At 57.6% G+C, this 21,221-nt stretch carries 25 protein-coding genes; all 25 read right to left on the reverse strand.

Annotated features, from left to right (window positions below; all coding sequences use genetic code 11):
* Positions 1-8 precede the first annotated feature (8 nt).
* Positions 9-299 (reverse strand): co-chaperone GroES, encoded by a 291-nt coding sequence (gene groES / locus ACP6EK_RS09345; protein WP_017872177.1) that lies wholly within the window; start codon positions 297-299, stop codon positions 9-11.
* A gap of 191 nt (positions 300-490) precedes the next feature.
* Positions 491-1,795 carry a sigma-54-dependent transcriptional regulator gene (locus ACP6EK_RS09350; RefSeq protein ID WP_438315716.1) on the reverse strand — a complete coding sequence of 435 codons (1,305 nt, stop codon included), beginning with the start codon at positions 1,793-1,795 and terminating at the stop codon, positions 491-493.
* The gene (locus ACP6EK_RS09355) at positions 1,792-2,796 is read right to left on the reverse strand and encodes a Gfo/Idh/MocA family protein (protein ID WP_438315718.1); all 1,005 of its coding nucleotides are present in this window, start codon (positions 2,794-2,796) and stop codon (positions 1,792-1,794) included. Before ACP6EK_RS09355 ends, ACP6EK_RS09350 begins: the two co-directional genes overlap by 4 nt.
* Positions 2,793-3,668: a PIG-L deacetylase family protein gene (locus ACP6EK_RS09360; RefSeq protein ID WP_438315721.1), complete on the reverse strand. Its 876-nt coding sequence runs from the start codon at positions 3,666-3,668 to the stop codon at positions 2,793-2,795. Before ACP6EK_RS09360 ends, ACP6EK_RS09355 begins: the two co-directional genes overlap by 4 nt.
* Positions 3,665-4,474 (reverse strand): sugar phosphate isomerase/epimerase family protein, encoded by an 810-nt coding sequence (locus ACP6EK_RS09365; protein WP_438315724.1) that lies wholly within the window; start codon positions 4,472-4,474, stop codon positions 3,665-3,667. The genes ACP6EK_RS09360 and ACP6EK_RS09365 overlap by 4 nt, the downstream gene beginning before the upstream one ends.
* 14 nt (positions 4,475-4,488) lie before the next feature.
* On the reverse strand, positions 4,489-4,659 hold the full coding sequence (locus tag ACP6EK_RS09370; RefSeq protein ID WP_438315726.1) for a hypothetical protein: 171 nt from the start codon (positions 4,657-4,659) through the stop codon (positions 4,489-4,491).
* Positions 4,660-4,670: 11 nt separating this feature from the next.
* A complete protein-coding gene (locus ACP6EK_RS09375) occupies positions 4,671-5,861 on the reverse strand; it encodes a uroporphyrinogen decarboxylase family protein (RefSeq protein WP_438315729.1) in 1,191 nt (396 codons plus the stop codon).
* Positions 5,862-5,925: 64 nt separating this feature from the next.
* Positions 5,926-7,011: a DNA-processing protein DprA gene (dprA, locus tag ACP6EK_RS09380; protein WP_438315731.1), complete on the reverse strand. Its 1,086-nt coding sequence runs from the start codon at positions 7,009-7,011 to the stop codon at positions 5,926-5,928.
* Positions 7,008-8,537: a YifB family Mg chelatase-like AAA ATPase gene (locus ACP6EK_RS09385; RefSeq protein ID WP_438315734.1), complete on the reverse strand. Its 1,530-nt coding sequence runs from the start codon at positions 8,535-8,537 to the stop codon at positions 7,008-7,010. Before ACP6EK_RS09385 ends, dprA begins: the two co-directional genes overlap by 4 nt.
* 13 nt (positions 8,538-8,550) lie before the next feature.
* Positions 8,551-8,919 carry a YraN family protein gene (locus ACP6EK_RS09390; RefSeq protein ID WP_438315737.1) on the reverse strand — a complete coding sequence of 123 codons (369 nt, stop codon included), beginning with the start codon at positions 8,917-8,919 and terminating at the stop codon, positions 8,551-8,553.
* Entirely contained in the window at positions 8,879-9,409 is a 531-nt protein-coding gene (locus tag ACP6EK_RS09395; RefSeq protein WP_438315740.1) for a hypothetical protein, read from the reverse strand. The genes ACP6EK_RS09390 and ACP6EK_RS09395 overlap by 41 nt, the downstream gene beginning before the upstream one ends.
* An 88-nt stretch (positions 9,410-9,497) precedes the next feature.
* Complete coding sequence (gene lepB / locus ACP6EK_RS09400; protein ID WP_017888915.1) at positions 9,498-10,004, reverse strand: signal peptidase I; 507 nt, start codon at positions 10,002-10,004, stop codon at positions 9,498-9,500.
* Positions 10,005-10,017: 13 nt separating this feature from the next.
* Positions 10,018-10,380, reverse strand: coding sequence for a 50S ribosomal protein L19 (gene rplS / locus ACP6EK_RS09405; protein ID WP_017888916.1), 363 nt, complete (start codon positions 10,378-10,380; stop codon positions 10,018-10,020).
* A 39-nt stretch (positions 10,381-10,419) separates the two neighbouring features.
* Entirely contained in the window at positions 10,420-11,148 is a 729-nt protein-coding gene (trmD, locus tag ACP6EK_RS09410) for a tRNA (guanosine(37)-N1)-methyltransferase TrmD (RefSeq protein ID WP_438315744.1), read from the reverse strand.
* Complete coding sequence (gene rimM / locus ACP6EK_RS09415; protein ID WP_438315747.1) at positions 11,145-11,663, reverse strand: ribosome maturation factor RimM; 519 nt, start codon at positions 11,661-11,663, stop codon at positions 11,145-11,147. Before rimM ends, trmD begins: the two co-directional genes overlap by 4 nt.
* Before the next feature lie 12 nt (positions 11,664-11,675).
* Entirely contained in the window at positions 11,676-11,906 is a 231-nt protein-coding gene (locus tag ACP6EK_RS09420) for a KH domain-containing protein (RefSeq protein ID WP_438315749.1), read from the reverse strand.
* Positions 11,903-12,163: a 30S ribosomal protein S16 gene (gene rpsP / locus ACP6EK_RS09425; protein ID WP_438315751.1), complete on the reverse strand. Its 261-nt coding sequence runs from the start codon at positions 12,161-12,163 to the stop codon at positions 11,903-11,905. The genes ACP6EK_RS09420 and rpsP overlap by 4 nt, the downstream gene beginning before the upstream one ends.
* A 19-nt stretch (positions 12,164-12,182) precedes the next feature.
* Positions 12,183-13,529: a signal recognition particle protein gene (gene ffh, locus ACP6EK_RS09430; protein ID WP_438318994.1), complete on the reverse strand. Its 1,347-nt coding sequence runs from the start codon at positions 13,527-13,529 to the stop codon at positions 12,183-12,185.
* A 59-nt stretch (positions 13,530-13,588) separates the two neighbouring features.
* Positions 13,589-14,503, reverse strand: coding sequence for a signal recognition particle-docking protein FtsY (gene ftsY, locus ACP6EK_RS09435; RefSeq protein ID WP_438315753.1), 915 nt, complete (start codon positions 14,501-14,503; stop codon positions 13,589-13,591).
* A gap of 1 nt (position 14,504) precedes the next feature.
* Positions 14,505-17,630 carry an AAA family ATPase gene (locus tag ACP6EK_RS09440; protein WP_438315756.1) on the reverse strand — a complete coding sequence of 1,042 codons (3,126 nt, stop codon included), beginning with the start codon at positions 17,628-17,630 and terminating at the stop codon, positions 14,505-14,507.
* Positions 17,621-18,334, reverse strand: coding sequence for a ribonuclease III (rnc, locus tag ACP6EK_RS09445; protein ID WP_438315759.1), 714 nt, complete (start codon positions 18,332-18,334; stop codon positions 17,621-17,623). The genes ACP6EK_RS09440 and rnc overlap by 10 nt, the downstream gene beginning before the upstream one ends.
* Positions 18,335-18,343: 9 nt before the next feature.
* On the reverse strand, positions 18,344-18,577 hold the full coding sequence (locus ACP6EK_RS09450; protein ID WP_017872198.1) for an acyl carrier protein: 234 nt from the start codon (positions 18,575-18,577) through the stop codon (positions 18,344-18,346).
* A 23-nt stretch (positions 18,578-18,600) separates the two neighbouring features.
* Positions 18,601-19,347: a 3-oxoacyl-[acyl-carrier-protein] reductase gene (fabG, locus tag ACP6EK_RS09455; RefSeq protein WP_438315763.1), complete on the reverse strand. Its 747-nt coding sequence runs from the start codon at positions 19,345-19,347 to the stop codon at positions 18,601-18,603.
* Complete coding sequence (gene fabD / locus ACP6EK_RS09460) at positions 19,344-20,273, reverse strand: ACP S-malonyltransferase (protein WP_438315766.1); 930 nt, start codon at positions 20,271-20,273, stop codon at positions 19,344-19,346. The genes fabG and fabD overlap by 4 nt, the downstream gene beginning before the upstream one ends.
* Positions 20,270-21,214 carry an enoyl-[acyl-carrier-protein] reductase FabK gene (fabK, locus tag ACP6EK_RS09465; protein WP_438315768.1) on the reverse strand — a complete coding sequence of 315 codons (945 nt, stop codon included), beginning with the start codon at positions 21,212-21,214 and terminating at the stop codon, positions 20,270-20,272. Before fabK ends, fabD begins: the two co-directional genes overlap by 4 nt.
* Positions 21,215-21,221 lie beyond the last annotated feature (7 nt).

A 21,221-nucleotide genomic window follows, 5' to 3' on the forward strand; every position in this document is an offset into this window, starting at 1 on the left:
CCTTTCTCTCATTCCTCAATGATTCCCAGGATATCGTCCTCACGCATGATGAGGTATTCTTCTTCGTCAATCTTCACCTCAGTCCCAGCGTATTTTCCAAAGAGTACCCGATCACCCTCTTTCACTTCAAGGGGTCTGCGATTACCGTTTTCGTCCACCTTTCCGGTTCCTACTGCAATCACCCGGCCTTGCTGTGGTTTCTCCTTTGCCGTATCAGGAAGGATGATACCCCCTTTACGCACTTCTTCCTCTTCGACCCGCTTGACCAGAACCCGATCTCCAAGTGGTTTAATCTTCATGGTGCTCACCCCTTTCCTTGAGATGTTTTTCCAACGCGCGACCTCTATTGTACTCCGTTTTTGGAGAATTGCAAGGGGAGGACAATATCAGTCAAGGTCAGTTACTTGCCAATTTGACCAGAAAATCTCTTCTGCTTCTGTAAATATGACAAAACGCCTTCGAAAACCTTGCCAAAAAGTCAAAAACTTTTTCAGGTCTTCTGGGGAGTTTCCTCATCGAGATGGTACTCCTCAATTTTCCGGTAGAGCGTACGGAGGCTGATGCCGAGCGCCTGAGCGGTTCTGGTCTTGTTGAAACGATGGGCCTTAAGGGTCTCCCGGATAAGGAGCTTCTCCACCTCTTTAAGAGGTGTTCCAAGGCGAATACCAATGACCCCCTCCCGGAGGAGATTTCCCCTCCGAATGTGTTCGGGAATGTCCTCAGGGGTGAGAACGTCGCTCTGAGAGAGAATGACCATGCCTTCCAGGGTGTTCTTCAGCTCCACCACATTTCCTGGCCAATCGTACTCGATGAGAATTTTCAGCGCTTCCCGGTCGATACGGACAGGTCCTCGGCCGGTCTCCTCAGCAATGTCCCGGAGGAACTGATCCACAAGGAAGGGAATGTCTTCCTTCCGTTCCCGGAGAGGAGGGATCTCGATTTTGATGACGCTCAGAAAGTAGTAGAGGTCATTTCGGAAGGCCCCCTGGGCCACTCTCTCCTCAAGGGGAATCTCCGAGGAAGCGATGATGCGAACATTCCCTCCCCTTCTCCCAAAACGGTGTTCCTCAAGAAACTCCAGAAGCTCGGCCTGAAAAGGCAGGGCAAGGAGGTGAACGTCCTCAAAGTACAGGGTCCCTTCCTCAATCCGCAGGATGTCTCCCTGGAAAAGCCCCTGAAGCGTTGCCCCGCAGAGTATCCTCACAAAGGGCTTCTCTTCTCCAAAGGCGTAGCGATGAATTGCCCGGGCCACCATCTCCTTCCCGGTCCCTTGCTCTCCCACAAGGAGCACCGGGCGCTTCACCTGGGACACCTGGAGAATGAGGTTGAAAATCCGCTGCATCTTCTCCGAAACCCCGGTGATTCCGGCAAAGGAAAACCGGTGGGTGAACTTCCGTCGCAGGTCCTTGTTCTCCTCAAGGAGCGTCAGGTGGTCATCGGCCCGCCGGATGACCGAAAGTATGCGCGAAGGAGTAAAAGGAGGAGCAAGGTACTCGTACACCCCCTTCGCTAAAAGCTCCCGAACCCGGGATGGGTTTTCTTCTCTCCCGGTGACAACCACCACCATATCCGGAAATCTCTGCCGGGCGAAGGCCAGAAGCTCAAAGCTGTTTTCGCTTAAAACCTCCTCTTCAATGAGCATAATGTCAATCTCTTCTTTTTCCAGACAGTTGAGCGCCAGGCTCCGGTTCCAGACCGCGATGACGTAATACCCTTCGTCACGCAAGAGGTTCTCCCATCGTTCCCGAAGGAGGATATCGTCTTCGATGAGCAGTACCTTCCGGGGCAACTTCATAGAGCCAGCGGGCTTCCCTCCTCAGCAGAACGTTGAGCGCTCAGTGCAACCCGAAGGGCGAGGATGGCTTCTTCAGAAGTTCCCCGAGCTGGAGGCATACCTCCCTCCACGCATCCCAGGAAATACCGGAGCTCTGCAAGATAGGGATCTTCGCTCTGTACGGCAATCTCCTGTTTCTTCTCCCCCTTTCGGTACAGTACAAGAGGGCTGACCTGCCCGCGCTCTTCAATGTTCACCCCGGCACGGAACGACCACTCCAGAACCCCCTCGTCGCCGAGAATCCGGAACCCACAGGTGAAGGGGAAATCTCCCTGCATCATCCACCCCCCCTGGACTGTAGCCAGGGCCCCGCTGTCATACCGGATCTGCGTCGTGATGTGGTCAAGAGAACCCTTTTCCGAGCGAAGGCCCCGGGCGAACACCTCTTTTGGTCGTCCCAGAAGCCAGTTCACGTAATCGAGGTCATGGATGTGGAGGTCGAGAGATGCCCCACCGCTTAGGCGGGGATCGAGAATCCAGCCCCCCACCGACCAGACGGGGGTCACCGCAAGGCGAAAGGCCTCCACAAAGAGAACCTTTCCACAGGCACCCCCTTCAAGGAGCTCCTTCGCCTTCACGTACTCACCCCAGAAACGGAGGACGTGCCCTATCATGAGGTAGACCCCGTTCCTCGCACAGATGTCCTGCATAGCCAGCGCATCCTCAACCGTCAGGGCGATAGGCTTTTCACAGAAAACGTGTTTCCCCGCATTGGCAGCCATCTCCGTGTACTCCCGATGGAGGAAGGTGGGAAGGCATATATCCACAATGTCGACCGCCTCTCGCTCAAGCAGCATGCGGAACGAATCATAGTGGGGAAGGCGGTACTTCTCCTGGAACTCCCGGGCCTTCTCGGGGCGAACCTCAAAAAAGGCGCACACCTCCGCCCCCTCAATTTTTCGCCACGCTTCCACGTGTACCGAGGCAATGAACCCTGCTCCCAGAATCGCCACACGCTTCACCGCACGCCGCCTCCTCTCTCGATTTCTTCAACTCTCCTGAGGTACTTCTCGTACACGCATTTCGGACGGGGGTCAAAGGCAAGGTACACCTCAAGGAAAAACCCATTCCGGAATTCCCGCTCTTTCCTTGCTGCAAGCAATCCCTCCACAATCCTGGCCTGCGTCCTGAACTCCCGCATCGCCTCCTGAACGCGTTCCTCTGCCTCAGACGGGGCAAGAAGCGCTCGGTTTGCCCGAACACCGAGGTCATCTCCCGCGCAGAGGGCATCGTCGAAGGCAAAATCGCTCCACACCGCATACTGGAGGACTGACCGTACCGGAGCACTCTCCCCCCAGTCGGCCATAACCGGATCACCCACCTGAGGTGCATCAAAGGCGCCAACCATGAAGACCGCAGTGTGGTCAAGGTGTTCTCTGTGCCCGTTGGGAAGAACCACCCGGGTGGCCCGGAGACGGCGAAGGAGGGGAATGACCTTTTGCACCGTTCCCTCCTCCCCACCCGAGAGCTTCCAGCCGATGAAAGGCCAGACGCTGTAGTCGTCGTACTCCAGACGGTAAATGCGTTCCGGGAGGATGCCTACCTTTGCATAGGCTCGAGTGGTTTCCCGGGCTCGCAGGGCAGTGATGACGTTTTTGTGCTCGATGACGCTATACCCCCCTGAGCCGTTGCAGAACACCACGATATATACCTCTCCCCCAAAGAGAGGAACCGCCTGGAGGAGGTACCCTGCCCCAAGGAGCGCGTCATCGTCATGAGGTGAGAAAATCACCACCCGTTCGTCGCCCTCCTGCCACCCCGGGAAAAGGAGGTCCAAAGAGGGGCTTTTCTGGCGCCTCCGAAGGTCGAAGACCATGAATTCTTCCCGTTTCACCGGTATCCCCCCTCTTCAAGAATTCTCTGAAGATACTGAAAGGACCGCTGAACCGCCACATCCACAAAAGAACGGGGATGCTCGAAGCGCCCATCGAATTCGATTTCTACGCTCAGGGGAATGTCTTTCCGACCTTCCCACAGAATCCGGAAAATGGTCGGGAAATCTACCGTCCCATCTCCCAGGGGTGGGAAATCCCATACCTTGTACCCACCCCGCTTGTCCTTCAAGTGCATGTGGACAACCCAGGGAAGACAGATCCGGAGGTCCTCCTCGGGGCAAACGTCTCCGTAAAAAAGGGCATTGCCCGTATCGTAGTTGATGCCCACATAGGGAAGCTGCACCTTTTCAAGGAGCTCCCGGAGCTTTCTCCCGGAGGAAAAGACGTCTCCATGAACCTCGAGCGCCAGAAACACGTCGCACCGCCCGGCCTCCCGGGAGAGCCACTCCAGGTGCTTTCTCAGAAGGTCCTCGTCCTCCTCCCGATCCACCGTTCCGGTATTGACCACCCTTGCCCCAAGCTCCCGGGCACACCGGAGAGCAGAGACAAGATACGCACATCCTTCTTCCGTAGCCAGGTTGGAATGGGCACTGAGGCTGAGGACAGAAAGCCCAAAATGGGCAAGCTTCTGCCGGAGCTTTCTGAAATCCTCTTCTTTCGCCCGGTCGCACCGGAAGTGGAGCGTCCAGTCGGGCACACAGGAGAGTTCAACATACCGGAACCCCGCCTGCGCAATACCCTCAAGGGCCTCCTCAAGAGAGAACCCGTGGTATGTGTTCGTTGAGACCGCAAGCCACTGGAACATCGGCGTCTACAGACTCAGAAAGAGAGCAGGATGTGCCAGATAAAAAGCCAGGGCCAGTACTCAATCCTCTCCCAAATCTCCCGAATGAGACTTTCGTTCCCTTGGACCACTGGAAAGTACGCCTTTGCCTCCTCCCAAGTCATGCACACCCCAGGATGCCCCAGAGCAAGGAAATCCTTCTGCATGAGTCTCCCTCCTAATACTGCCCGTATTCACGGGTGAACTCGGTCATGGCCCGGACATTCTCAATCTTGGCATCGTCCTGAATAATCGCCCCTGCATCCATGATGTATCCCCCATCCCGGGCTACCCCATCGATGAGCTTCTTGCAGTACGCCCGGACCTCCTCTGGCGTTCCCAGGGCGAGGAGGTCGTTGGGAAGCCCACCGCTGAGACAAAACCTATTCCCCAGAACGCGGTGAACTCTGAAAATATCCCCCTTATCCACATGGTACACGATGCTCCCCGGAGGGAGCTCCCGGAAAGCCTCCAGGTGGTAATCCCAGTTGCCCTCAGCGTAGAACAGCACCTGGTGCCCCCGTTTCCAGAGCTCTTCAACAATCGGCTTCACCGTAGGCCAGTAAATTTTGCGGAAATGCTCAGGGTTGATGAAGGGGACACACCCCCGGTGCATCCAGAAAGCAATGGGGACGTTCTTTGTAGGATCCGCACCATCAAGGGCGATACGGAAAAGGTGGGGCATGAGGGCCTCACAGGCCGCCAGGACCTTTTCCGGCCGTGCGTGGAGGTCGCTCACCAGGCCGTAGTACCCCCGGAGTTTATCGGCAAGGATATCCAGGGGGGCCTTCAGCATTCCGCTGATTGCGGCTACCGTTCCGCAGCGAGTACGGAGCTCCTGAACCAAGCTCCCCAGGGCGTTGAAGTACTCCATCATCGCCATGCCCCCCTTAAGGAGGGCAAGGTTATGTTCCCGGGCGACACTCTCACCAGGAGGTCGGACGAAATGCGAAACCCTCGGGAGCCAGATGTTGAGGAGGTAATCGGTGGGGTTCGCAATAAGGAGGTCGTATTCGTCAGGACGCATGAAGGCGTATTCTTCAGGAGGCTCCTTGTACTGAAATGCCACGTTCTCCGGAAGGTCAAGCCCCGGAATCCCGTAGTACTTGAGCCCTACAGCCTGCACAAGGCCGGTCCAAACGTAAATCATGTTTGGCACAACTGCATCCCAGTCGAAATCTTCAGCGCAACGGAGACAGGCTTCGAAGGCCACCCGGTAGTCGTGGGTTGCCGCCTGAATGCTCACTCCAGCGTACTTTGCCACGAATTCAGCGACAAAAGGACGGATGGGAACCATATCGGGCTTGCCGTTCCGAAGGGCAGTGGTGTACCGCTTCAGACGAGCCTGGTAACGTTCCTCCTGGGTCACCTTCTCTCCCTCCTTGAGTGGTTTCCTGAAGGTAGTATACCAGAAAGCGCTCTCGGGTGTTCATTCACGCCCGCACCACCTTCCCCCCAGGGATTTCCTGGACAAGCCCTTTCATCTCCAGTGCCAGGAGCACCTGGAAAAACTCTCCTTCTCCCCAGCCGGTACGTTCCAGGAGCTCTTCCTTGAAAACCCCCACGTGGTCGATGTACGAAAAAAGCAGCGCTTCCTTTTCGGAAAGGAGGTCCCCCACTCCGGCGGGTTTCTCAGATACCGGAATCGAGAACCCGAAAGCCTCCAGGATGTCCTCAACCCGCTGTACTGGTCTTGCCCCCTGAGCAATGAGGGCGTTCGTTCCTTCACTCTGGGGAGAAAAGATGGGACCAGGAACGGCGAAAACCTCCCGCCCCATTGCCAGGGCAAAGTCCACGGTGATGAGTGCACCGCTTTTTCTCGGAGCCTCAACAACGAGAACCCCGCAGCTCAGGCCACTGATAATTCTGTTCCGGAGGGGGAAATGCTCCGGACGGGGTCCAAAACCCGGCGGGTACTCGCTCACCAGCGCTCCTCCCCGACGAACAATCTCCCGGGCAAGGGGGAGGTGCACTGCAGGGTAAATTCGGCGAAGACCGCTTCCCAGGACCGCGATGGTGGGACATCCCTCCTCCACAACGGCCCTCTGTGCCTCTCCATCAATGCCCACGGCAAGACCGCTCACCACAATCCATCCCGCTTTTGCCAGTTCCCGGGCGAAAAAGCGGGCGGCCTTCACTCCATAGGGTGTGGGATGGCGCGTGCCCACAATGGCGATATATCTCTCGTGCGCGCAGAAGGAGAACTCCCCCTCGACGTAGAGGAGGAAAGGAGGGTTGGCAAGACTCCGCAGAAGAGCGGGATACGCAGGACTGTCCCAGGGAATCACGGCAATGCCTTCCCGAATAGTGGCGGTATAGAGCTCGTGGGGCGAAAGCATCTGGCGAACAGCGACAACACACCGGGCAAGGCGCTCCCCCACCACCTCCCGGAGAGCCTCAAAGGGTGCTTCCCACGAAGCGGCAGCGCTCCCGAAAGTGCTCAGGAGTTTCCGAAAACGTACCGGACCGATACCTCGAATGTGGCTGAAAGCCACCCAGAAGGGGAGATCGTCGCTCATAGCCTGTTCTGCCGGTCCAGGAAACGGTACTGAATGGCCTCAGCAATATGGGAAACCTCAATGCGTGCCTTCTCCTCAAGGTCGGCGATGGTGCGGGCAACCTTGAGAATCCGGTGATATGCCCGGGCACTGAGGGAAAGGCTTTTCAGAGAGGCTTCGAGGAAACGCTTTGCCTCCTGAGAGAGTTCGCAGAACCGCTTGATGTGGCAGGACTTCATTTCGCCGTTGAGCAGGATGCCCTCGCCCCGAAACCGCTCCTTCTGGATTTCCCGAGCCCGCTTCACTCTTTCCCGCACCACCCCGGAGGACTCCTCTTCCCGCTCCGAGAGGAGTTCGTGCACCCCAAGACGGGGAATCTCAACCTGAAGGTCAATTCGGTCAAGGAGGGGTCCTGAGAGCTTGCTCCGGTACCGGAGAATCTGCTGGTACGAACAGGTACAGGGGCGTTCCACATCCCCCAGGTATCCGCAGGGACAGGGGTTACACGCCAGCACAAGGAGGAAACGAGCCGGATAGGTTACGGTGGCGTTGACCCGGCTCACGGTAATCTTTCCGGTTTCCAGAGGTTCCCGAAGGGCCTCAAGGACATTGCGGCGGAACTCCAGAACCTCGTCGAGGAAGAGCACCCCGTGGTGGGCAAGGCTGATTTCCCCCGGTCGAGGCCACTGTCCCCCGCCAATAAGAGCAACATCAGACACCGTATGGTGAGGCGCCCGGAAAGGAGGAACGGTGACGAACGGGTGGTCTTCGGAGAGCAAACCGGCGACGCTATGGATTTTCGTGACCTCAATAGCCTGTTCTATGGTGAGCGGAGGAAGCAGTGAGGGGAGTTTTCGGGCCAGCATGGTCTTGCCTGAACCAGGTGGTCCGATGAACAGGAGATGGTGTCCTCCTGAGGCAGCAATTTCCAGTGCTCGCTTTCCCTGTCTCTGACCCTTGATCTCCGCAAGGTCCTCGTCAAAGGACGGAGAGGCGAGGTATTCTTCCCGGGACCGCTTCAGGGGCCTGAGCGTTCGTTGACCTTCAAGGAAATCGCACACCTCACGGAGCGTACGAAAACCAAATACGTCGACACCTTCCACCACGGCGCTCTCCTGAGCGTTGACTAAGGGGAGGAGCATCCGGTACGGCTTCCCCTGGAGGGAGAGAAAGTGGGCCACAGGGAAAACCCCGTTGACCGGCCTGAGCTCTCCAGAAAGGGAGAGCTCTCCCAGGGCAACGGTCCCCTCCGAAAGAGAACGGAGTTGCTTTGTGGCAAGAAGGATCCCCAAGGCAATTGGAAGGTCGAAGTCGCTGCCTGTCTTTTTCAGAAATGCCGGGGCGAGGTTCACCGTCACCCTCTGAGGGGGAAAGGCAAAACCGCTATTCTTCAGAGCACTCCGGACCCGTTCCCGGGCTTCCTGAACTGCGGTGTCAGGCAACCCCACAATGTGAAAGGAGGGAAGCCCTGCACCGACATCGACCTCAACTTCCACGAACCGAGCATCAATGCCAAAACTCGTTGCGCTGAGCACCCGCGCCAGCACCGTTCTCGCCTCCTCAGAAGGCTGAAGGATAGTGGGAAATTCTGGGCTTTTTTCCCTCAAGGTGTACCGTGATGACGTCAAAGCGAAAAGCGGTATCTTCGGGATTGTACCCATGCTGCGTGAGGTAGAAGAGGGCACTGCGCCGGATACGTTCCTGCTTCCCCTCAGTAATGGCCTCTTCCGGAAGGCCTGCTCTGGTGCTTTCCCTGGTTTTCACCTCGATAAACACCAGGCATGCTCCCTTTCGGGCGATAAGGTCGATCTCCCCAAAGGGAGAACGAAAATTCTTTTCCAGAATTTCCGCTTTGAAGACGGTTCGTAACCACCGCTCCGCCAGGGTTTCACCCTGTGCGCCTTTCCTTCGCCTCTCCAAACCGCCCACAGAAAGACCTCCGGTGACACGGAGCAAGGCCAAATACCCGAATGCGTTCAAAATGCAACGCTGTCCCGTAGCCTTTATGCTGGGAGAACCCGTATTCCGGGAAAAGCGGGTCGTACCACTCCTCCATGATGCTGTCCCTCACAACCTTGGCTACCAAAGCGGCACAGGCCACGGCGAGACTCTGTTCTTCAGCCCTGGGGAGGGAGAGCACCGGGGTGAAGGACCAGGGAAGGCGCACCCAGTCCACAACGAGATACTCGAAACGTCCTGCGGCAATTGCCCGCCACGCCGCCTCGTACAGTGCAAACTCATTGGCCTTCTGGATACCCACAAGGTCGATCCACCGCTCGCTCACAATACTCAGACCAACGGCCACCGCTTCACGACAGATGACCTCAAAAAGCGCTCTTCGCCTTGCTGGGGAAACATGTTTGGAATCCGGAACGCTCTGGAGGGGGAAAGAAGGAGAGAGGACCACGCAGCCTGCCACGAGAGGCCCCGCCAGAGGCCCCCGACCGGCTTCATCCACACCACCAACGTGATGGTAGCCCGATCTCCACAGTCTGTGTTCAATGAAATCAGCGGAGGATGCGGACACGATGGGGTGGCCAGTAGACGAGAAAGGCTCTGCCTAAGATATTCTTTCGGGGAACATACCCCCAGAAACGGCTGTCGTCACTGTTTTCGCTGTTGTCTCCCAGGACAAAGTAGTGTCCTTCCGGAACGACCCTTTCTCCCTGACCGTAGTACCCGGCACTGTAGTAGGTCCGGTTGAAGAGTTCCCCCGAAAGGGGAACTCCATTGATGAGCACCTTTCCTCCGGTAATCTCGACCCGTTCTCCTGGAAGACCAACGATGCGCTTGATGAGGTTCTTCCGGTTATCAATCGGGTACCGGAAAACGACAATGTCCCCTCGCTGCGGCTCGGTGAACCGGTAGAGGAACTTGGCCACAAGCACCCGCTCTCCTGGAACCAGGGTGGGCTCCATCGAGGTGCTCGGGATGTAGTACCCCTCCACCACAAAGTACCGAACAAGAAGGGCAATGACCAGAGCCCAGAGAACGGTTTCAACGAGCTCTCGCAAGGCGTTCTTCTTTTTAGACCTCGCGTCTTTCCTCAATACGCGACTCTTTGGCACTTTTCTTCCTCAGGTAGTAGAGCTTTGCCCGTCTGACCTTTCCGCGCCGCAGAATCTCAATGCGCTCAATCCGAGGAGAATAGAGAGGGAAGATGCGCTCCACACCAACGCCAAAGGATACCTTTCGTACCGTGAAGGTCCGGTTGACCCCAGAACCCCGCACCGCGATGACCAGACCCTCAAAGGGCTGAATGCGCTCTTTGTCTCCCTCGATGACCTTGAAGTGCACGCGTACGGTATCTCCAGGGGCGATTTCAGGGACCTCTGTGTCGTCTTTGATAAAGCTTCCTTCAACCGCTCGCAGGATCCTTGCTCTATCCATGGAAACCTCCTCCTCAGGCCAGAGAAAAATCTCGGAATACTATACCACGCCTCTTTCCCTTTCGCAAGGAGGATGGAGCGCGGGGTGCTGAAAAAGGTCCGGACGTACCCTTCTGGCTTTTTCCAGAGCCTTTTCTTTCCGCCACTTCTCGATACGCGCATGGTTGCCGGAAAGCAGGACCTCAGGTACCGCCAGACCACAGAATACCCGGGGTCGGGTATACTGCGGCGGACCAAAAACCCACTCTGAGAAGGAATCGTACCGCAGGGATTCCTCATCCCCCAAAACTCCGGGGATAAGGCGCACTACCGCCTCCACGATGACGAGCGCGGGAAGCTCCCCTCCGGAGAGAACGTAGTCCCCAATGGAAATTTCCCGTGCCCCGGTAATCTCTATCACCCGCTCGTCAATGCCCTGGTAGCGACCGCAGAGAATGAGGAGGTGGTTCTTCGTTGCCAGTTCCCGGGCAATGCTTTGGGTGAACAGCTCCCCCTGGGGACTGGTGACGACCACCAGGGGCTGGCTCTGTGTATACTCGCTGATAAAGCGCACGGCCCGAACCAGGGGTTCGGGTTTCAGGACCATGCCCGGGCCTCCCCCAAAGGGGTAGTCGTCAACCGTTCGGTAGCGATCCCGGGAGAAACTGCGCAGGTTGTGAACCTTGATGAACACCAATCCCCTTTCCTGGGCTTTTCCCAGGATGGAAGTGGCAAGGTACGGCCGGATGGCTTCGGGAAAGAGGGTGACGATGTCGATGCGAAGCTTCATTCCCAGAACCCCTCGGGGCAGGAGACTTCAAGAAGCCCCTCCTCAGGGCGGACAGCCACCACAAAGGCAGAAACAAAGGGCAGGAAGAACTCCCGTCCCTCAGCGTCTTTGACGAGAAGGTAATCGTAAAGCGCCATGGGGATAACCGCATCCACCACGCCGCGGCGTGCGCCGCGTTCCCAGACCTCAAGACCCACTAGCTCAAAGTGGTAGAAATGGCCAGGGGGGAGAGGCGGAACATCCTCCCTGGGGATGGCAAGAAAGAGACTCCGGAGCATTTCCGCTTCCTGGCGCGAAGTGACCCCCCGGAAACGGAGGAGAAGGAAATTCCCGCGCCAGGCCACGTCCTCTACCACTCTCTCGACAAAGGCCCCCTGGGGAGAACCAACGAGAAACACCGCCCCCCGCACGAAACGCTCGGAAAAGTCTGTCAGCGGGAGTACCCGAACCCAGCCTCTCAACCCATGGGGTGCGGTGATCCTTCCCACGAAGACCCGCTCAATACGGCGAGGCACACAAGCCCCTCCCTATTCCAGAATCTCCACCACCGCTTTCGTCCCCCTCTTTGCCGAAGCAGCCTTGACGATGGTGCGGAGAGCCCGGGCTACTCTTCCCTGCTTGCCGATGATTTTCCCGGTGTCAGAGGGCGCCACCCGCACCTCGTACACGACCGATTTCTCCCCCTTCACTTCGGTTACGCTCACCCTCTCAGGTTCGTCGACAAGAGAACGAACCAGAAACTCCAAAAGCTCCTTCACTGGACTTCCGCTCCCTCGGGCTTCTTCGCCTTCTTCAGAAGCGCCCGAACCTTATCTGAAACCTGAGCACCCCGGGAAATCCAGTACTCGACACGATCCCACTTCACGGCCTCAAGAGGGGGCTCAGCAAGGGGCGAATAGGCGCCGAGGACCTCGAGGGGCTTTCCGCTTCGAGCCTCCCGAGAGTCCGTCACCACGATACGATACTGAGGGGTATGCCTTCTCCCAACACGAGCAAGACGGATCCGTACTGCCATGAATCGACACTCCTTTCTTTCAAAATCCAAAACCGAAAAATCCCTTTCTTTTGGCAAAGGGCAATGCCTGTCCTTTTTTCATCTTCTTCCAGAGCTTGCGGATCTCCTCAAACTCTCTCAGGAGACGGTTGACCTCCTGAACGGTTGTCCCGCTTCCCTGGGCAATGCGCCGTTTCCGGGAGGCATTGATGATCCCGGGATTCCGGCGCTCTTCCCTGGTCATGGAGAGAATAATGGCCTCAGTACGCTTCAGGCTCCTCTCCCCATCGACCTGGGAGAGAGCTCCCCGGAGTGAAGCGGGAAGCATGTTCACAATGTCTTCAAAAGAACCAACCCGGCGAAGGCGACGGAGTTCCTCGAGGAAATCCTCAAGGGTGAACTCTTCCTTCGTCACCTGCTTCTCCAGCTTCTTTCGCTCTTCCTCGGTGATGGCTCGCTCGATTTTCTCAATGAGACTCAGGGTATCGCCCATGCCGAGGATGCGGCTGGCCATCCGCTCGGGATGGAAAACCTCAAGCTGATCGAGTTTTTCCCCGACGCCAATGAGTTTCACCGGCCAGCCGGTCTGCGCCACGATGGACAGCACCGCACCTCCACGAGCATCGGTATCGACCTTGGTAAGGATGATGCCCGTGGGGTTCACCCATTCCCGGAACCTTTCGGCAACCCGGATGGCCTCCTGACCGGTTGTGGCATCAAGAACCAGGAGAATCTCGTGGAACTCTTCGCCCCGGGTGAGTTCCTGGAGTTCCCGGAGGAGCTCCTCCTCCACATGGAGCCGCCCTGCGGTATCTACTAAAACCACGTCCCTCCCTTTCTCCCGGGCGTACCGGCGTGCCGCCTGGACAACCTCAAGGGGATGCCGCGCCGAAGGAAGGTCGAAGAAATCCAGTCCGGCCGAAGAGGCGAGGATCCTCAGTTGTTCCCGCGCTGCCGGCCGCCGCGTATCCGTGGAGACCAGAACGGGAAAGTAGTGACGCTGTTTCAGGAAGAGCCCGAGTTTCCCGCATGTTGTTGTCTTCCCCGACCCCTGCAGACCCACAAGGAGGAAGAGCGCAGGAGTCACCGGGGGAACGTGGAGGTCTTTTGCCCCACCCCCGAGAATCTGCCGGATTTCGTCCCAGAGAATCTTTATGACCATCTCTGCAGGGGTGACGCTTTCCAGCACCTCTCGCCCCACTGCCCGCTCCCGCACCCGGGCAATGAGGTCCTTCACCACCCGGTAGTGGACATCGGACTCAAGGAGCACGAGGCGCAGATCCCGCAGGGCCTCGTCGACCTCTTCCGCCGTGAGGCGGCCCTTTCCTCTGAGCTTTTTAAAAACCCCGGCAAACTTCTCTGCCAGCTGCTCAAACACGCGATCCACCACGCTCCTCAGAACACATAGATGATACCCGTGACCCCGGGGTGTGTCAAGGAAAGCCGTTACGAAACGATAGCACGGACAAATTCGCGGGCCTCAAAGGGGATGAGGTCCTCGAGGCCTTCGCCAACCCCGAGGTACTTCACGGGAAGGCCGAACTCCTTCCGGACCCGGAAGAGGATTCCCCCCTTGGCCTGACTATCCCACTTTGTGAGAATAATCCCCGTGAGCGGCACCACCCGGGCAATAGACTCCACCTGGGCGAAGGCGTTCTGGCCAGCCAGGGCGTCAAGGACCAGGAGATGTTCCACCTGCTCCTCAGGGAGGAACCGGCGAATTACTCGAGACACTTTCTCGAGTTCTGCCAGGAGATTCCTGTTGACATGGGAACGCCCCGCAGTATCCACAATCGCCAGAGTCTCTTGCTCTTTGAGCGCCGATTGGAGGCCATCGTACACCACCGCTGCCGGGTCGGCTCCCTGAGCCCCCCGGAAGAATCGACACCCTGCCCGACGTGCCCAGATTTCGAGTTGCTCATTCGCCGCCGCCCGGAAGGTGTCAGCGCTGATAAGAACCACTCGCTCTCCTTTCCCTCTGGCAAGGTAGGCGAGTTTCCCCGCGGTGGTGGTCTTCCCCACACCGTTGATGCCCACAAGGAAGACGGCTTTGAGGGTTTCAGGCCGTGCCCGAGGGAAGAGTAGGTGTTCCCCCTCCTCGAAGAAGGCCACGAGTTTCCCGTATAGCCACTCTTCCCAGCTCGTATCTTCCCGGGACCGTTCCTTCAAACGGCGAAACTCCTCGACAATCTCTGCCGCAAGTGCTGGGCCGATATCAGCACCGATGAGCATCTCTTCTAACTCCTCCCACTCCTCAGGCCGGACGCTTTTCTGAGACCAGAGTTCTTTCAGTCGCTCCTTGACCTCACCCGTAATACGCCCTATCCCCTGGAGCCATCGTTTCCACAGTCCCTTCTCCACACTATCCTCCTCCCAGAGAAAACTCCTGTGCCTGTGCGATACCTTCGCAAAGGAGCACCCGAGACACCCCGGGCTCGCTCATGGTGACCCCAAGAATCCGATCCGCGACCTCCATGACCTCTTCCTTGTGCGTCACCACCACAACCTGCCGGGATGCGGAAAACTCCCGGAGAATCTGAGCAAGAAGCACGCTGTTTGTGTGATCGAGGTTGGCGTCGATTTCGTCGAAAAAGCACATCTTCGCCCCAAAAGCCTCAAAGCAGGCGCAGAGAAAACACAGCGCCACCAGAGTCCGCTCTCCGCTTGAGAGCAGCGCCATCCCCTGCTTCTTCTTCCCTGGAATCTGCACCTCAAGGTGAACGCCATCGTGAACGGCAAGAGAGGCTTCCCCCCTGGGGAACACCTGCTGGAAATACCGCCCAAAGGCTGCCTGGGCATTCTGGAGGAAGGAAAGAAAGGTCCGTTCCACTTCACGTTCAAGCCCCTGCAGCTCTTTTCGAATAAGTCCGAGCAGACTCTGAAAAAAGGCATCCTGCCTTCGCAAGTCCTTCTCCCGGGCCTCAAGCTCCTGGTACTCTTCGATGGCGCCCCGCCGGACACGTTCGCGAAGAAGTGCCTGCCGTTCCCGCTCGAGGAAGGCTCCAAGCTCCTGAAGGCTCACGGCTTCAAGCTCTTCCGGCACGGCACAGGCAACATCGCTCAGGGCCTCCAGGGCAGTTTTCGTGCGAGCAATCTCCTCGGAAAGTCGCTGTCTTTCAAACCGTAGCCTTTCCCGCTCCCGAATCCATCGCTCTTTCTGGCGCTCAAGCATCCTTTCCTTCTGCCGCTTTGCCTCCACATCCGCCTGCAGGGATTGCACCATCTTCTCCCGGTCGGCAAGCATGACCTCCTCTGCCGCCAGAGCCTGGAAAGCATCCTGAAGAGCTCTGACGCATCTTTTGAGTTCCCCCCGTAGCAGCTTAAGCGTCGTCTCGCTTTCCCGGAACTTCTGGAGAAGTTCGGCACCCCTTTTGCGCATTCCGTGAACTTCCCAGAGAAGCCGTTCCCGTGCCTGTCTTTTCTCTTCCTCGCGTCGCTTCCACTCCCCGATCCTCCCCAGAGCCTTCCTCGCCCGGGCAAGAGTGGTCTCAAGAGCGCGTATATCTCCTTCGAGATCCCGGAGCTTCCCCTGAATCCTCTCCCGTTCCATTAAAAGACGCGCGCGCTCTTTCCCAAGATGATTGAGGACCCTTTGCAGTTCTTCCCGCCGCGCATTCCTCTCAAGATAGCGCTCCCGCCACTTAATGGCACGAAGCTCCAGCGCCCTCAGGTGCTTTTCGAGGTCCTGTTCTCTACCGGAGATTGTCGCAAGGGTCTCTTCGAGCTCTCTCGTGCGGCGTTCAAAAAGGCGTTCCCGCCGCTCCCAGCTTTTGAGGAAGCGACCTCGATGAACCAGTCGCCGGGGGAGAACGAGCAATCCTCCCCAAAGGAGAAGGGCACTACCGTCAGACGCCACAAGGTGTTTGGGAGACTCCTTACCGTGCACAAAGCGTCCGAGGATTTCATCTTTTCTCACCACCTCCCAGGTCGGTGACCAGGGCGGGAGGGCATCCTGACGCATTGCCCACATCCCTACCTCCAGTGCCTCCCCATCCCGGAAAATTCGAATCTCCGAGAGCAAACCAAAAATGGCATGAACTGCTCGCTGTGGCCAGCCCCAGGCAAGAAGACCCTCCTGCATGGCCTGGGAAAACTCCGGCGCAGTCCCCCAAAGGCCGACTTGCTTCCGCCTTTTTCGAATTCGCGAAAGACCCTCCCGAACTCGGGCAAGCGCCCGGAGGACCTCTTCCCGCTCCTGCACCAGCTTCTCCCTCTCGTTCTTTTTCTGAAGCACATCCCTTTCAGTACTGGAGAGAAGACGCTCAAGCTGGGCAAGTTCCCGCTCAAGTTCCCGGACAAGCGTCTCAGTACGTTCCTTCTCCTGCACCATTCTCTCCAGAGAGGCTTCGCAGCGAGCAAGCTCTTCCCGGAGATGCTGCCGTTCTTCCTTCCGGGCCTGCAGGATGCCCTCTTTCCCCTTTAGAAAATGCTCAATAACCGCTTCCGTCCTGCTCAAACGCTTCGTGCTCTCCGGCAAGACCGCACCAGAAGCCTGTACCTTTTCTTCAAGGCGGTGACTTTCTTCAAGAAACCTCACCATTTCCTCCTCAAGGGTAAGAAGGGTTCGCTTTCGCTCCCGAATCTGGGTGAGGAGCCGGTAGAGTTCCTGGAGGCCTTCGGTCACCCGGTGTCTTTTCTCCTCCACCGCACGGCGCAGGCAGCAAACCTCCTCCTGGATCACGAGAAGCCGTTGCTCCCCCTTCTCCACCTCATGCGCTCCTCCCAGAGCAGAAAGACGATGGAGCTCGCGCTCGCAGCGATCCTCCTCCGCTTCAAGCACTTCGAGTTTCTCCCCAAGCTGGGCGAGAAGCCTTTCAAGATACACCCGCTGGGCACCCTGCCACTGCCTTTCCCGCACAAGGTACGCCTTCTCCTTCTCCGCCCACTCAGCCACACGCTCTTTCTGGAAGGAGAGTTCCTTGAGGCGCTCCTGGAAACGCTTTGCCTTCTCCACCGTTTCCCAGAGTATCTGAGAGAGACGAGAAAGGCGTGTCCGCGCTTCATAAATTCCGCTGGCTTCCTCGAGCCACCGCAGACGCTCGAGAGGGCTCAGGTCGGCAAGGGCGTGGAGATCCCGGTTGGTGACAAAGCCAACCGCAAGACGGGTCAGAGAAAGACCCAGCTTTTGCAACTGCCGGCGAAGGTCCCCGAAACGCATCCGGGTACCCTGGAAAAAATACTCGGTTTCTCCAGAGGCAAAAGACCGTTTTTCAATCCGAAAAGGGGGCGCTTCTTCCCCCACGAAGAGGAGTTCCACTGAGGCCATACCCACCGGCCGGTGGGCAGATGAACCGTGAAAGAGCACCTCTTTTCCCCCGGCACTGCGCACTTCTCTGCGGTCCCCCAGAACCCACCGCAGAGCATCAAGGAGGTTGCTCTTCCCGGAGCCGTTGGGACCGACAACGACATTGAGTCCCGGTACGAGGTCTACCGTTACAGGGTGGGCGAAAGACTTAAAACCCTGAAGAGTGATTTCCTTCAGATACATTGACCATCCCTGGAACTCCTGCTCTCTCCCATGATTCGTTCCCAGGCCCGCCGGGCTGCTTCCTGCTCCGCTCGCTTCTTGCTCTTTCCCTCGCCTCTCGCGACCACCCGCCCCTGGATCTTCACCACAACCTGGTACGAAGAGTTATCCCCCGCCGTGACAATTTCGTACTCCGGAAGACAGGAAAAGTACTGCAAGCACCACCGCTGGAGCAAACCCTTGTAATTGACCGAGAGAAAGGCGAATTCCACCCCTTCTTCGTTGCAGAAAATCCTTGAAAGGACTTCCCGGGTACGCTCATACGAGAGAGAGTCCACAAAGATTGCACCGGCTAAAGCCTCAAAGGCACTGGAGAGAATAGAATCCTTCTCCCGACCCCCACTGCGTTCTTCACCACGGCCAAGCTCGATGAACTGTTCAAGACCGATTTTCCGAGCCAGATACGCCAGACACTCTTCGCTTGCCCATTTCGCCTTCATAAGGGAGAGCCAGCTCCGGGGCCGATCGTAGTTCTGGAAGAGGTAGTCAGCGATAAAAAGACCAATCACTGCGTCTCCCAGCCACTCGAGTCGGTCGTTGCAGGCCCCGGCCTTGCCCTCCAGGGCTGATTTGTGCCGGAGCGCTGTGCGGAGAATTTCTGGATTCTGGAAAGAATACCGGATCCGCTTTTCTAACTCTGAGAGGTCCCTCTCCGGCGCAGGCATTGAAGAGCGTCAGCGGATCTTGGATTCGATGTACTCTACGGCTTCTCCAACGGTGGTGATTTTCTCTGCGTCCTCGTCAGGAATTTCGATGTCGAACTCCTCCTCAAACGCCATGATGAGTTCCACAATGTCCAGGGAGTCCGCTCCCAGATCGTCGACAAAAGAAGCATCGGGAGTAACATCTTCCTCATCCACACCGAGCTGGTCCACGATGATTTCCTTCACCTTGGAGAAAACGTCCATACGCACACCTCCCAAAAGGTTTTTTAAGCCATAAAGAGTCCACCGTTGATGTGAATGGTCTGGCCCGTAATGTAACCAGCAGCCTGGGAAGCCAGAAAAGCGACAAGCTGCGCCACTTCCTCCGGTTCACCCCACCTCCTCATCGGTACCTGCTGCAACCACATCTCACGCACCTCTTCAGGGAGTTTCCGGGTCATCTCTGTGTTGATGAAACCAGGGGCAATGGCGTTGACGGTGATCCCGAGGGGTGCTACCTCCCGTGCCAGGGACTTGGTGAAGCCCAAAAGAGCAGCCTTTGCCGTGGCGTAGTTGGTTTGGCCAGTGTTTCCCATAACCCCTACGACCGAGGAGATGTTGATAATACGGCCGTAGCGTTGCTTCATCATATACCGGAGAACCTCTTTGGTACAATTGTATGTCCCCTGGAGGCAAACATCAAGAACCGCCTTCCAGTCCTCGTCTTTCATCCGGACAAAGAGCGCATCTCTGGTAATACCGGCATTGTTCACCAGAATGTCGATGTGCCCCCATCTTGCAACGATGTCCTCCACCATTGCCCGGATCTCCTCCCGTACCGTCACATCAGCCACATACCCCTGAGCCTCTATGCCTTCCTGGCGCAGAGCCTCAACGACCTCACGGAGTTCCTCTTGAGATCCAACGTCGTTCAGCGCTACGAAAGCTCCACCAAGACCAAGGGTTCTTGCAATGGCAAAGCCAATCCCTCTTCGGGCACCGGTCACAAGCGCAACCTTCCCTGTAAAACTCATCGTACTCCCCTCACCTCACTCACAGCAACCTGCAAACGCTTGGGAGAAAAGGTCGGGAAAACGGAAACTCCAGGATGTTCCCGTTCAAAGAGCTTCGAAAGCACCATCCCGGGACCCACCTCCAGGGCCCTCCGCACACCCTCCCCACAAAGGACGTCCATGATATCCTTCCAGCGAACCGGCGCAACGAGCTGCTCCACAAGGAGGTCCCGAATCCTTCCTGGATCACGCTCAAAGGCAGCCGTCACGTTGCTCAGGTAGGGATAACGGGGCGGACGGATGGTGACCCCCTCAAGGACCCGGGCAAAGGCTTCCCGAGCTTTCTCCATGAAACTGGAATGGAACGGAGCGCTCACACGGAGTTCCACAGCTTTCTTTCCTCTCCTGCCAACCTCCTCAAGGACCCAGGGAAGCAATGATTTTTCCAGAGAAAGCACAACCTGGTCCGAGGAGTTGATGTTGGCGATTTCAACCCTCCCCCTTTCCCTAAGCATATCCACCATCCCCCGGACTTCTGGCAGGGAGAGGCCCAGAACGGCCACCATGGTCCCCTCCCCCAAGGGAGAGGCTTCCTGCATAATTTCCCCGCGCCGCCGCACCAGGTACACAGCCTCGTCGAAACCGAAACTCCCCGCGCAAAAAAGAGCCGAATACTCCCCAAGGCTGTGCCCTGCCACCACGTCGGGAACAACGGGGATTTTCCGCAAAAGGAGCGCGCTGAACGTGAGAATAGCTGGCTGGCTATTTTTCGTGAGGTTCAGTTCCTCTTCAGGCCCTTCGAGGCTCAGCCGGAGCAGATCAACCCCACAGATGCGGCTGGCCTGGCCGAAGAGTTCCTCCACCAGAGGGGCATCCTCTTCAAGCCACTCTCGTAGCATGCCCACCTTCTGAGAACCCTGACCTGGAAAGAGGAAGGCCACCTTCATGAATCCCCCACCCGCTTCAGCCGCTCGAGGGTTGCCCAGAATTCCTGCATGATGTCCTCTATGACCTTCCGGACGGGTTTCAGGTCACGAATGAGACCCGCCACCTGACCGCACATAACGGACCCCTCTTCCACATTCCCGCAAACCGCAGCTTCCCTCAGCTTTCCCACCCCAAGGGCCTCCACAACCTCCCGGGGGGCACCACTGAATTCGAGCTCCTCGAACTTCCGGGTGAGGCGATTCCTGAGACACCGCACCGGGTGACCGGTAGAAAGGCCGGTAACGACCGTTGAGCGATCATGGGCCTTGAGGATTGCCTCCTTGTACGCCGGGTGGACCTCACACTCTTCAGTACAGATAAAACGTGTCCCAAGCTGCACCCCCTCCGCTCCAAGGGCAAAGCAGGCTGCCATACCCCGTCCATCGCCAATGCCTCCTGCTGCGATGACCGGGACCCGAACGGCATCCACCACCTGAGGCACAAGACACAGGGTGCTCACCTCTCCCACGTGACCGCCCGACTCGTTCCCCTCGGCAATGACGGCCTGGACACCATACCGCTCAAGCCTCTTGGCCAGAGCAACAGAAGCTACAACGGGAATGAGGACAATTCCCAGGTGGGCGAACTCCTCCACCAGAGGACCGGGGTTCCCCGCACCGGTGGTGACTACCGGAACCCGCTCTTCCTTCACCACCCGTATCTGGTCCTCAATGTGGGGAGAAAGGAGCATGAGGTTTACCCCAAAGGGTCGATCCGTAAGGGAACGAACACGCCGGATCTCTTCCCGGAGTTCCTCTCCGGTCATCCCTCCTGAGCCAATGATGCCCAGTCCTCCAGCTTCCGAAACCGCAGCCACCAGGGGGGCCGTCGCCACCCAGGCCATACCCCCCTGGAGAATGGGGTACTGAATACCAAGAAGTTCCGTGACTCTGGTTTTCATGGTTCAC

Source organism: Candidatus Caldatribacterium sp. SIUC1, assembly GCF_051549785.1.
GTDB lineage: Bacteria > Atribacterota > Atribacteria > Atribacterales > Caldatribacteriaceae > Caldatribacterium.